The 11,362-nt window shown below is 63.9% G+C and carries 10 protein-coding genes; 8 read left to right on the top strand and 2 right to left on the bottom strand.

What is annotated here, in order from left to right; all coding sequences use genetic code 11:
• Positions 1-150 precede the first annotated feature (150 nt).
• From EN914_RS09680 to EN914_RS09670, 3 genes are read left to right on the top strand one after another with little or no spacing between them, the layout of a single operon-like run.
• The gene (locus EN914_RS09680; protein WP_024502614.1) at positions 151-405 is read left to right on the top strand and encodes a hypothetical protein; all 255 of its coding nucleotides are present in this window, start codon (positions 151-153) and stop codon (positions 403-405) included.
• Complete coding sequence (locus EN914_RS09675; RefSeq protein ID WP_024502613.1) at positions 399-3,575, top strand: efflux RND transporter permease subunit; 3,177 nt, start codon at positions 399-401, stop codon at positions 3,573-3,575. Before EN914_RS09680 ends, EN914_RS09675 begins: the two co-directional genes overlap by 7 nt.
• 15 nt (positions 3,576-3,590) lie before the next feature.
• Positions 3,591-4,742: an efflux RND transporter periplasmic adaptor subunit gene (locus EN914_RS09670; RefSeq protein WP_013532876.1), complete on the top strand. Its 1,152-nt coding sequence runs from the start codon at positions 3,591-3,593 to the stop codon at positions 4,740-4,742.
• A 22-nt stretch (positions 4,743-4,764) separates the two neighbouring features.
• Here EN914_RS09670 and EN914_RS39150 read toward each other — a convergent pair whose 3' ends face one another.
• Together EN914_RS39150 and EN914_RS40130 are read right to left on the bottom strand one after the other, a co-directional pair.
• Positions 4,765-4,950, bottom strand: coding sequence for a hypothetical protein (locus tag EN914_RS39150; RefSeq protein ID WP_024502612.1), 186 nt, complete (start codon positions 4,948-4,950; stop codon positions 4,765-4,767).
• Positions 4,917-5,189, bottom strand: coding sequence for a LysR family transcriptional regulator (locus tag EN914_RS40130; protein ID WP_024502611.1), 273 nt, complete (start codon positions 5,187-5,189; stop codon positions 4,917-4,919). Before EN914_RS40130 ends, EN914_RS39150 begins: the two co-directional genes overlap by 34 nt.
• Before the next feature lie 132 nt (positions 5,190-5,321).
• On the opposite strand from EN914_RS40130, the gene EN914_RS09660 reads away from it, so the two are divergent.
• From EN914_RS09660 to EN914_RS09640, 5 genes are all read left to right on the top strand, one after another.
• Positions 5,322-6,014, top strand: coding sequence for a GntR family transcriptional regulator (locus EN914_RS09660; RefSeq protein ID WP_023808713.1), 693 nt, complete (start codon positions 5,322-5,324; stop codon positions 6,012-6,014).
• Positions 6,015-6,049: 35 nt separating this feature from the next.
• A complete protein-coding gene (locus EN914_RS09655; protein WP_024502610.1) occupies positions 6,050-7,156 on the top strand; it encodes a mandelate racemase/muconate lactonizing enzyme family protein in 1,107 nt (368 codons plus the stop codon).
• A 1-nt stretch (position 7,157) separates the two neighbouring features.
• On the top strand, positions 7,158-8,342 hold the full coding sequence (locus tag EN914_RS09650) for a mandelate racemase/muconate lactonizing enzyme family protein (protein ID WP_024502609.1): 1,185 nt from the start codon (positions 7,158-7,160) through the stop codon (positions 8,340-8,342).
• Positions 8,343-8,588: 246 nt separating this feature from the next.
• Complete coding sequence (locus tag EN914_RS09645; protein WP_013532880.1) at positions 8,589-10,253, top strand: ABC transporter substrate-binding protein; 1,665 nt, start codon at positions 8,589-8,591, stop codon at positions 10,251-10,253.
• 100 nt (positions 10,254-10,353) lie between these two features.
• Positions 10,354-11,337 (top strand): ABC transporter permease, encoded by a 984-nt coding sequence (locus tag EN914_RS09640; protein ID WP_245265312.1) that lies wholly within the window; start codon positions 10,354-10,356, stop codon positions 11,335-11,337.
• Positions 11,338-11,362 lie beyond the last annotated feature (25 nt).

Below are 11,362 nucleotides of genomic sequence, written 5' to 3'. Positions count from 1 at the left end.
CACCTATATCGTCCACCGTCAATAACAAGGCCGTGAACGGCCCTGCCAGACGAGAGGGGCGAGAAACTGCCAATCATGCGGCCTCGGCCGGTGAAGAGATGAAAACGGTTCGCGAGCACGGGCTGCGAATCGACAGACAAGGAGCCGGCCATGCCGCAGCGCCGCGATCTTACCATAGATGAAGCCGTCCGGGATCCGATGATCCGGCTGGTCATGAAAGCCGATGGCGTCGACCCGCGCGCCTTCGAGACGATGTTGCGCTCGCTCGCCGATACGCAGCGTGGCGAGGTGCCGTTGCTGCGTTCGCGGGACGGCCTCGGTGACAAGCGCGGCCAAAGGCTGTCCAGGGTTGCCAGCGCCTTCGGGCGGGCAACAGCAGCCGGAGAGGCGTGCGTGTCGTGGTAAACTTTTTCATTCACCGTCCGATCTTCGCCTCGGCGATCGCCATCATCATGGTGCTCGCCGGGTCGATTTGTTATTTCCTGCTGCCCGTCTCGCAGTTTCCCGACATCACGCCGCCGCAGGTCGTGGTCAGCGCCCATTATCCGGGCGCCAGCGCACAAGTGGTGGCCGACACGGTGACGACGCCGCTGGAGCAGCAGATCAACGGCGTGCAGGGCATGACCTACATGTCGTCGACGAGTTCCAATGACGGCTCCTCGACCATCACCATCACCTTCGATGTCGGCTATTCGCTGAGCACCGCCGCCGTCGACGTGCAGAACCGCGTCTCGCAGGCCGCCTCGTCGCTGCCGGCGATCGTCAACCAGGGCGGCGTGACGATCAAGAAGCAGAATCCGAACTTCGTCCTGATCGTCAACCTGACTTCGCCCGACAGTTCGGTCGATCCGGTGGCGCTGAGCAACCTTGCCTATCTGCAGGTGGTCGACCCGCTGAAGCGGCTGCCCGGCGTCGGCGACGTGCAGATCTTCGGCGAGCGGCGCTATTCGATGCGCGTCTGGCTCGATCCCGACAAGCTCGCCAATCTCGGCATCACCGCCGTCGATGTGCAAAACGCCATCGCCGAACAGAACGTCCAGGTGGCGGCCGGCAAGATCGGCCAGTCGCCGGCACCCGCCGGCACCGCCTTCGAGATGCAGGTCAACGCCGTCGGCCGCTTGAGCGATCCCAAGGAATTCGGCGACATCGTCGTGCGCGCCAACACCGATACCGGCTCGCTGGTCAGGCTGCGCGACGTCGCCCGCATCGAACTCGGCGCGCTGCAATATTCGTCGTCTGCCTTCTTCGGTAAAGACCCGACCGTGGTGCTTGCCGTTTACCAGATGCCCGGCTCCAACGCGCTCGATCTGCAGCAGCGCGTCAAGGACAAGATGCAGGAGCTGTCGGGCCGTTTCCCGAAGGGCGTGTCCTATGCGATGCACTACGACACCACCCGTTTCGTCTCGGCGTCGATGCATGACGTGCTGATCACGCTCGGCGAAGCGCTGGTGCTGGTCGTCGCCGTGGTGTTCCTCTTCCTGCAAAGCTGGCGCACGACGATCATCCCGACCATCGCCATTCCGGTGTCGCTGGTGGCGACGCTGGTCGTCATGGAGATGCTCGGCTTCTCGCTCAACATGCTGTCCCTGCTCGGCATGGTGCTGGCGATCGGCCTCGTCGTCGACGACGCCATCGTCGTGGTCGAGAATGTCGAACGACAGCTGGAGGCCGGGCTCAAACCGCTTGCGGCGACCAAGGCCGCAATGACCGAGGTCACCGGCCCGATCATCGCCACCACCGCGGTGCTGATGGCGGTGTTCGTGCCGGTCGCCTTCATTCCCGGCGTCTCCGGCAAGCTCTACAACCAGTTCGCACTGACGGTGGCGATCTCCGTCGGCATCTCCGCCTTCAACTCGCTGACGCTGAGCCCCGCGCTCAGTGCCGCCTTCCTGCGGCATCGCGGCGAAACGCAGTTCGCCCCGTTCCGCTGGTTCAACACCGGCTTCGACAGGCTGTCGCACGCCTATGCCAATGGTGTGCGCATCCTCATCCGCTTGCGCTGGATCATGCTCGGCCTGTTCGCGGCGGGGCTGGTCGCCACCTACTTCGTCTGGCAGCGGCTGCCCTCGACCTTCCTTCCGGTCGAGGACCAGGGCTATTTCTTCGTCGTCATCCAGTTGCCCGACGGCGCGTCGCTGGAACGCACCGACGCGGTGGCGCAGAAGGCGCGTGACATCCTGCAGGCGACGCCCGGCGTCGACATCGTCGGCTCGATCAGCGGCCTGAACTTCCTGACCAGTGCCGCGCAATCGAATTCGGCGGTCGAATTCGCCATCCTGAAGCCATGGGAGGAGCGGGGCCCCGACCAGAGCGCATCGAAGCTCGTCGCCGATGTGCGCGGCAAGCTGATGCAGATCCCGGAGGCCTTTGCGCTGAGCTTCGATCCGCCGTCGATCCCCGGTATCGGCACGACGGGCGGCTTCGAATTCGTCGTCGAGGATCTGACCGGCCGCGGCAGTTCAGCCCTCAACGATGCGACGCAAGCCGTGATCGCCGAGGCGCGCAAGCAGCCGGAAATCAACCCGCAGCAGCTGTTCTCGCCGTTCTCGACCTCGACGCCACAGTTCAACTACGACCTCGACCGCAGCAAGGCCAAACTGCTCGGCCTCAACCTGCCCGATGTCTTCAACACGCTGCAGATCTATCTCGGCTCGCTCTACGTCAACGACTTCAACCTGTTTGGCCGCACCTTCCGGGTGACCATCCAGGCCGACAAGGATGCACGTGCGGGTGCCGCCGACATTTCGCGGCTCTATGTGCGCAATGCCTCCGGCGGCATGGTGCCGCTCTCGACGCTGGGCAAACTCGTGCCCTTCGTCGGCCCGGAGACCGTGCCGCACTACAACAACAATGCCTCGGCCTCGATCAATGGCGGCGCCGCACCGGGCTTTTCCTCCGGCCAGGCGGTTGCCGCCATGGAACGGGCCGCTGCAACCGCGCTGCCAAGGGATTTCGGTTTCGAATGGACCGGCATCACCTTCCAGGAGCTCAAGGCAGGATCGATCGCGTCCGTCGTCTTCGGCCTCGCCATTGTCTTCGTCTTCCTGATCCTGGCGATGCAGTATGAGAGCTGGGCGATGCCGTTCATGGTGCTGTTGGCGGTGCCACTGGCCCTGTTCGGCGCCTTCGCAGCGTTGTTGCTGCGTGGCATGCAGATCGACGTCTACTCGCAGATCGGCTTCGTCATGCTGATCGGCCTGGCGGCCAAGAATGCGATCCTGATCGTCGAATTCGCAAGGCGACGGCGCGAGGAAGGCCTCAGCATCGTCGACGCGGCGATGGAGGCGGCACGGCTCAGGCTGCGGCCGATCCTGATGACGGCCTTCGCCTTCATCCTCGGCGTGCTGCCGCTGATGTTTGCGACCGGCGCCGGTGCGGCAAGCCGGCAGTCGATCGGCACCACCGTGTTCGGCGGCATGGTCGCGGCGACCATCCTGTCGCTGGTGTTCGTGCCGGTGTTCTACGCGGTCATCGAACAGCTGCGTGAACGCCGCGGCAAAGACGAGCCCACCTCTCAAGACAATGAACCAACTGCTGAGCACGCTTTACCGCCCCTGGCGGAAGCAGCCGAATAAGATTGGAGACTGATCATGCGTAAATGGAAAATCGCGTTGGGAACGGCTGTCGCGCTGGGTGCGATCTCGGTGGCCAGCGTCCACCTGCTCGATATGGGCAATCTCAGCCTCAATGCCGGCACGGCAGGTGCGGCGCCCGCCCCGGCGGCGTTCGTCATGCCGGTGCCGGTGGTCAGCGTCGTCAAGAAGACGATCCCGATCTACCTCGACTATGCCGCGCGGACAGAGCCGATCCGCAGCATCACCTTACAGGCGAGGATTCCCGGCTATCTGCAGGAGCAGACCGCAGCCGACGGCGTCGACGTCCGGCAAGGCGATCTTCTCTACAAGATCTCGCCTGACGACTTCCAGGCGGCGCTCGACCAGGCCAAGGCCCAAGTGCAGCGCGACACGGCGACGCTCGACTATGCCCGCTCGAATCTTGGTCGCGGCACCGAGCTCGCCAAGAGCGGCTACCTCGCCAAGGACGGCTTCGACCAGCGCACCAGCACCTTGCGCGAAGCGCAGGCATCGCTGGCGCTGAACCAGGCGGCGGTCCGCACGGCAGAGCTCAATCTGAGCTACGCTGAAATCCGGGCGCCGTTTGCCGGGCGCCTTGGCCGCAACCAGGCCTCGGTCGGAACGCTGGTCAGCGTCGCCGGCACCGTGCTCAACACGCTGGTGCAGCTCGACCCGATCTACGTCACCTTCAACCCGAGCGAGACGGATCTGACCGAGATCGAGCAAGCCCGTGCGAACGGCCCGATCGAAGTGGATGTCCTGCTCCCCGGCCAGACCGAGGCAAGCCAGAAGGGCGAGCTTACCTTCATCGACAATTCGGTCGACCGCTCGACCGGCACGATCACGGCGCGCGCGACGATCGGCAATGGCAAGTTTACGCTGCTGCCGGGCCAGTATGTCCGTGTCCGGCTGCATGTGAGAGAGCAGGCCGATGCGCTGATGGTGCCCCAGACGGCGCTAGGCTCAAGCCAGCTCGGCAAATATCTCTATGTCGTCGGCAAGGGCAACACGGTCGACCAGCGGCTGGTTTCGCTCGGACCGACGAGCGGCGATCAGGTCGCCATCCTCAGCGGCGTCGCCGAGGGCGACCAGGTGATTACGGGCAATCTGCAGAAGATCGGCCCCGGAGCGCCCGTATCGCCGATACCGGAAAAGCCGGCCACCTGAACACCCCCGTCAGGATCCGGCTTCAGCGCGGCGCCCCGGCCTTCCCACAGGTCGCGGGCGCCGCTCGACTGAGCAGTTCCACCAGACCGGCAACATCGGCCCGGTCGACCTTGGCCGGCGGCATGAATGCACAATAGGGGTGCCCGAGGCGCACCGAGACGGAGGAGAGCGCAATCAGCCGACCGGCCTCCAGATCGGCGCGCGCCATGACCCGCTGGCCAAGCGCGATGCCCAGGCCGAGCCTTGCCGAGGCGATCGGCGTCGGTGAGCGCGATGCGGTTGCCGCTGCACGAACAGCTGCTTGCCGAACCAGGTTTCGAGATTGCGTATCTGCTGGCTGACCGCTGCAGAGGACACGCCGAGTTCAGAGGCGGCCAGAGTGAAGCTGCCGGCACGGGCGGCAACTTCAAAAGTCTTGATCGCATTCAGCGGCGGCAACCGTTCCACAGCGGCTCCATATGACTCGCCAGAGGGAATTTCGAAACGGTCTCAGCAGCGTTGGCCAATCAATTGAGATAGCCTCTTGTTAGATTGTCGACAATCTGCTTGTCTTGCTTTCGGTTTCCTGGGAGTGGCCGAATGGCGAAAGCGGATTTCAGTCCGATCGCGGATACGACGCGACGCGCCGAGATCGTTGCGCTGTTGCGGCGCGCGATCCTGACCGGCCAGCTCGCGCCCGGCCAGAAGCTCAACGAGCTCCGTATCTCCGAACAGATGCGGGTCAGCCGCGCGCCGCTGCGCGAGGCGATGCGCGAGCTGGTCCAGGAAGGGATCCTGACCAGCATCCCCTATGCCGGCACCTTCGTCATCGAGGTCACAGCCAAGGACATCGACGATGCCTATTCGTTCAACAAGGTGATGGACGAGCTGGCCATCGAGCGGGCGTGGCCGCTGCGTGACCAGCGCTTCTTCGACGAGCTCGACCGGCGCCACGAAGCCGTGAAGCAGGCGACCCGCGCATTGGACACGACACGCCAGATCGAAACCGCGCTGCAACTGCATGGCCTGATCTACGAATGGGCCGACAATTCGGTGCTGCTGGAAACCTGGCAGCGGCTGACCAGCCGGCTGCAGATGTATTTCGCGCTCCACCAGCATGCCCGCAACGAGCCGGTGCCGGCCGAAGACGTTCACGAAACCTATGTGCGGTTGCTGAAGGGCAAGGACATGCGTGCGGCCCAGCGCCATGCCAGGGAGCATATCGATCTCGACTTCGAGGAGTTGCTTGCCTACGCCCGCGGCCTCGAACAACGCCCATCGAGGGGCGCCTGACCCGTTCCCAACACCATAGACAGCGGACAAGACACGTGCAGATCGAGACCATCAAGGCCTACCACGTCATGCAGCCCTTCGTGGACGGGCCATACCGCATGTCGAAGGGGCGCGAGGCCGACGCCTTCGACGCGGTGATCGTGTCCATGACATCAGACAGCGGCATCACCGGCTGGGGCGAGATGGCGCCGCTCGGCAATTTTTACTCAGCCGCCTTCCCCGCCGGCGTTCGCGCCGGCGTGGTCGAGATCGCGCCGCATCTGATCGGCCGCGATCCGCGCGGGCTGGCCAGCATCGGGCGGCTGATGGACACGGTGTTCAAGGGCCATCCCTACATCAAGTCGGCGCTCGACATGGCCTGCTGGGATCTGGCGGCGCGCGCAGCCGACGTGCCGCTGGTCACGCTGCTCGGCGGCAAGGAAAGCGACACCGCGGAACTCTACAAGGTCGTCACGCACGGGAGCGTCGACGCCATGGCCGCGCTGGCCAAGCGCATCGTCAAGGACGGCTTCCACCGGCTGCAGGTCAAGGTCGGCGGCAATGTCCATGACGACATCGAACGCGTCATCGCGGTTGCCTCCTCGGTGCCGAAAGGCACGGTCATCTTCTGCGACGCCAATGCCGGCTGGACTCCCTATCAGGCGCGCCAATTCGCCGATGCCACGCGCGCCATCGACTACACGTTCGAGCAGCCCTGCACCACGATCGATGAAAACATGTCGGTGCGCCGCATGCTCGACAAGCCGATGGTGCTCGACGAATCCGTCACCTCGCTCGAGGCGATGCTGGAAATTCATCGCCTGGGCGCGGCCGACGGGCTGACGCTGAAGATCTCGCGCCTTGGCGGCGTGACGAAGACACGCCAGATCCGCGACATTGCCGTCGACCTCGGCTTCATGATCACGGTCGAGGACACGGGCGGCGCCGAGATCGACACCGCGGCGATGGCGCATCTGTCGCTGTCGACGCCGGAAGAGCGCCGGCTGCACGCCATCGCCTTCCATGAATGGGTGACGGTGCGCACGGCATCGAACATGCCACCGGTCACGGGCAGCCGCATGGGCATTCCAGACGGGCCGGGTCTCGGCATAGACGTCGTTCCCGATCTGCTCGGCGCGCCGTTCTTCGAGGTCGGGCGCTGAGATGAAAATCCGCAGCATCAAAGCCACGCCGATCAATTTGCGCCTCGAAGCGCCCTACGCCTGGGTGTTCGGCGAACTCGACGGATTTTCACCGACCGTCGTCGAAGTCGAGACCGAGGATGGCCTGGTCGGCCTCGGCGAAGCGCCGACGCCAGCGGCGGCCGCGATCATCAATGATGTCCTGGCGCCGCGGCTGGTCGGGCGCGATGCCTTCGACATCGCCGGCGCCGAGCATGTCTGCCTGCCCTTTTGGACCGGCGTGCAGTCGATCAACGACCGCACACGCATCATGGCTTTCGGCGCCATCGAGATGGCTTTGTGGGACCTGCGCGGCAAGGCGTGGAACCAGCCGCTCTACCAGTTGCTCGGCGGCGCCGTACGCAAGGATATCCCGTTCACCGACTATTTTTCGCTGCGCGGTGATGGGCCAAAGGTGACGGGCGAGACGGCGCCCGAGGAAGTCGCCGACTATTGCGTCGAATTGCACGAGACGCATGGAACGACTTTCTTCGAAGGCAAGTTCTCGACCGAAGATCCGAAAATCTCGCTCAGGATGGTCGAGCTGATCCGCAGAAAACTCGGCGACGATGCGATGATCCGTATCGATTCCAACCAGGCCTATTCGCTCAGCACCGCGCGGCGGCTGGCGCGCCCGCTGGAAGAATTGGGCGTGCGCAACTGGGAGGATCCGGTGGCGACCATCGAGGAGATGCGCGAGTTGCGGCGCCATTGCTCGATCCCGTTCTCGACCCACAACATCGACATTGCGCGCGCCATGGAAACCAAAGTGCCGGACGCGTTCGTCGGCAACCCGACGACGCATGGCGGCATCGGCCGGCTGTTGCGCTTCGTCGGCGCCTGCGAGCATGCCGGGATCGATTTCTGGTGCTACAGCGGCGACAGCGGCATCGGCAGCGCCGCCTATCTGCATCTGTGCGCGGCACTCGGCTGGATCAGGGAGCCGAACCAGTCGCTGTTTCGCATGCTGCCGATGGATGTCACCGAGGAAGGACCGTTTTCGCCGAAAAACAATGTCGTGCGCGTTCCGGAAGGTCCCGGTCTCGGCGTCACCTTGTCGCGCGAAAACCTCGCTGCCTGTCACAGAGACTTTACCGAGAAAGGACCGTGCAACAAGTATCATGACCCGGCAAAGCCCGGAACCTATCGCCGTTTGCCGCTGAACTAGATGACGGCAAGCGGCCAAGACCGATGGCCAGACACGAGAAGCCAACCGCCGCGACTTCGGTCGGGAAGGTTGGACAAAGACGGTGGAAGCAGTGCAGCCAACAATCCGGAGCGTCCATGCCACGACTGGATGGACCGGACAAAACCGCATGCTAAAGTTCCGATAGACAGGCCTCCGGTGCCGGGAAAATGGAGCAATCCACGAAATTTCGTCAACCATAAGAAATAGGGGAAAGGGTAAAAACCCATGAGCAAGAACCACAGCATTCTCGACCTGATCCGGCGCAATCGCACGCCGCTTGAAAATCACCTGATCGATGGCCTCGTCGACGGCCGTGTCAGCCGCCGCGACTTCGTCCGTCACGGCAGCCTGCTCGGCCTGTCGCTGCCGCTGCTGGGCCGCATCGGCATGGCCGCCGGCCTTGGCGGCATGCCGTCGCTGGCGCGCGCCCAGGGCGCGCCGGGCGCCACCATCCGCGTCGCCAGCAGTGTGCCGGCGGCGACGATCGACCCGGTCAGCATTGCGGACGCCGGCGGCCTGCTGATCATGCAGCAGGTTGCCGAATTCCTTTGCGTCGACGGCCCCGATCTGGTGCTGCAGCCGGCCTTGGCCGAAAGCTGGAAGCCGAACGACAACGGCACGGTGTGGACCTTCAAGCTGCGCAAGGGCGTAAAATTCCACAGCGGCGGCGAGATGAAGGCCGACGACGTCGTGGCCAGCATCGACCGCCTTGCCGACCCGGCCAACTCGTCCAATGCGCTGTCGGTGTTCACCGGCATCCTGCAGAAAGGCGCTTCAAAGAAGGTCGACGACTACACGGTGGAATTCCACCTCGATGCGCCGAACGGCAACTTCCCCTACATGCTGTCGTCCGACAACTACAACGCCGTCATCATCCCGGCGAGCTACAAGGGCGACTACGAAAAGAGCTTCGACGGCACCGGGCCGTTCAGAATTGAGAAATACACGGCAAAGGTCGGCGCGTCCTTCGTCCGCAACGAGGACTATTGGGGGCCGAAGGCCTTGCCCGAGCGCACCGAATTCACCTTCTTCACCGACATGCAGCCGCAGATCCTGGCGCTGCAGGGCGGACAGGTCGACATCATCAACCAGATGCCGGTGCTGGCCGGCGTCGCTCTGCTCAACGATCCGAACATCGACATCATCAGCCTGAAGTCGTCGGCCCATCAGCAGCTGCACATGCGCTGCGACGAGGGTCCGTTGAAGGATGCGCGCGTGCGCCGAGCCATTGCGCTCTGCCTCGATCGCGACAAGCTGGCCGCCGGCCTGATGAAGGGACGCTCCGCCCTGGGCAATGACAGCCCGTTCGCCGCCGTCTATCCTTCGACCGATACGAGCGTGCCGCAACGCAAGCAGGATATCGCCCAGGCCAAGCAGCTCATGGAAGCAGCCGGCCTTGGCCAGGGCTTCAAGATAACCCTGACCACCGAACGCTACCTGGAAATCCCCGAATACGCCCAGCTCATCCAGAACTGGGTCAAGGAGATCGGCGTCGAGCTCGACCTCAACATCCTCGACCAGAGCGGCTATTACGGAGACGCGGTGTTCGGCAAGTCGAACTGGCTGGATTCGGTGATGGGCATCACCGACTACGGCCACCGCGGCGTGCCGAACGTCTATCTTGCGGCACCGCTGAAGAGCGAAGGCACCTGGAATGCGGCGCATTTCAAGAACAAGGACTATGACGCGCTGGCGACCAGCTACATCGCAGCACTCGACCTCGAGGCGCAGAAGGCCGACGCCGGCAAGATCCAGAAGCTGTTGCTCGAGGAAACGCCTGTTATTTTCGGCTATTTCTACGACTATCTGACGGCGACGGCGAAGGGCGTGGCCGGCGTACAGCCGACCGCCATGTCGCAGCTGTTCCTCGACAAGGCATCGAAAGCCTGAACTAACTCTTTGTTGGAGCATGACCTTTTCCGAAAACCGGTCCCCACTTTTCGGGATCATGCTCAAAGGGAAAGCCAATCCTCTAACAGCCAGCTCCCGCATGGGGCTGGCTCCACAAGGAGTCTTAGCCATTCTCTCCTTCCTTGCCCGGCGTGTCTCGCTGTCGCTGGTGACGCTGTTCCTGCTCAGCATCATGGTGTTCCTGGGCGGCCAGGTGCTGCCCGGCAACGTCGGGCGCGCCATATTGGGTCCATTCGCCGACCAGCGCGCGGTCGACGCGCTCAATCACACGCTCGGCGTCGATCGCCCGCTGCTGGCACAGTACTGGGGCTGGATCTCTAATTTCGTCCAGGGCGACATGGGCACGTCCTACATCTTCCGCTCGCCGGTCGCGCCTTTCGTCATCGATGCGCTCGGCAATTCGATGAAGCTGGCGGCGGTCGCCTTCGTGCTGGTGGTACCGATCGGCATCCTCGGCGGCGTCGTCGCCGCGCTCAACCTCAACCGCCCGCTCGACCGCATCATCAGCCTCGGCGGTCTGTCGGTGACGGTGCTGCCGGAATTCGTCACCGGCATCATCCTGATCCTGATCTTTGGTGTCTGGCTGCGCTGGCTGCCGATATCGGCCGCATGGCCGCGCGACGCCGGCTTCTTCACGCAGCTCTACTACCTGATCCTGCCGTCGCTGCCGCTGTTCCTGGTGCTATTCGGCTACATCGCCCGCATGGCGCGCTCCGGCATGATCGAAGCGCTCGATTCCGACTACACGCGAACGGCCGTGCTGAAGGGCCTGCCCTGGCGCACGGTGATCTGGCGCCATGTGCTGCGCAATGCGCTGCTGCCGACCATCACCGTTATCGCCACGCAGACCGGCTACCTCATCGGCGGCCTTGTCGTCATCGAAACGCTGTTTCGCTACCAGGGCATCGGCTCGCTGATCTTCACTGCCGCGCGCGGCAAGGATTTCCCGATGCTGGAATCCGGCATCCTCACCATCGGCATCGTCTATGCCGTGGCCACTCTTGTCGCCGACTTCCTCTATTCCGTGCTCAATCCGCGCATCCGGCTGGGGACAGACCAATGAGCACCATCCAGACCACCTCCTCGAC

The sequence above is a fragment of the Mesorhizobium sp. M7A.F.Ca.CA.001.08.2.1 genome, from assembly GCF_003998455.1.
Lineage (GTDB): Bacteria > Pseudomonadota > Alphaproteobacteria > Rhizobiales > Rhizobiaceae > Mesorhizobium > Mesorhizobium ciceri.
Note: the sequence above shows the minus strand (reverse complement) of the source record. Positions and strands in the feature narration are given on the sequence as shown.

Coding starts and splice junctions, on each gene's coding strand:
- EN914_RS09660 (WP_023808713.1), top strand. CDS start 5,322: ATGGCGAAAGCGGATTTCAGTCCGATCGCGGATACGACGCGACGCGCC.
- EN914_RS09650 (WP_024502609.1), top strand. CDS start 7,158: ATGAAAATCCGCAGCATCAAAGCCACGCCGATCAATTTGCGCCTCGAA.
- EN914_RS09640 (WP_245265312.1), top strand. CDS start 10,354: ATGGGGCTGGCTCCACAAGGAGTCTTAGCCATTCTCTCCTTCCTTGCC.
- EN914_RS39150 (WP_024502612.1), bottom strand. CDS start 4,950: ATGGCGCGCGCCGATCTGGAGGCCGGTCGGCTGATTGCGCTCTCCTCC.
- EN914_RS09645 (WP_013532880.1), top strand. CDS start 8,589: ATGAGCAAGAACCACAGCATTCTCGACCTGATCCGGCGCAATCGCACG.
- EN914_RS09680 (WP_024502614.1), top strand. CDS start 151: ATGCCGCAGCGCCGCGATCTTACCATAGATGAAGCCGTCCGGGATCCG.
- EN914_RS09670 (WP_013532876.1), top strand. CDS start 3,591: ATGCGTAAATGGAAAATCGCGTTGGGAACGGCTGTCGCGCTGGGTGCG.